Origin of the sequence: Microbacterium sp. GbtcB4 (assembly GCF_019091465.1) — a bacterium.
Taxonomy (GTDB): domain Bacteria; phylum Actinomycetota; class Actinomycetes; order Actinomycetales; family Microbacteriaceae; genus Microbacterium; species Microbacterium paraoxydans.
The window spans coordinates 1-256 of record NZ_JAGXJJ010000250.1 but is presented as its reverse complement, the minus strand read 5'-3'; the positions used below and the strand labels follow the sequence as shown (position 1 = coordinate 256).

General features: G+C 70.3%; 1 pseudogene. It reads right to left on the bottom strand.

From position 1 onward, the window contains the following. Positions 1 to 256 (bottom strand): annotated as a pseudogene (locus KVS71_RS17835) (sensor histidine kinase); the annotation flags it as partial.

The following is a 256-nucleotide window of genomic DNA, read 5'->3' as shown; positions in this document are numbered from 1 at the left end:
GAGGCCGATGAGGTCGTGCACGCCGCGCGCCACGGCTCCCCGCCCCTCGCTGGTCACCAGCTCCCTGCCCAGCTGCTCCGCCCCCGCCGAGCGCACGATGAGCCAGGTCGAGACCGTGTTCACGACGCCGAGGAGGGTGACGATCGCGAGGACGGCCAGGTAGGAGAGGTTGTCGGGGATGAGGAAGACGCAGCCGGCCGCCACCACGAGCGCGGCGATGGTTGTGATCCAGTTCCAGGCACGGGTCACTCCGTAC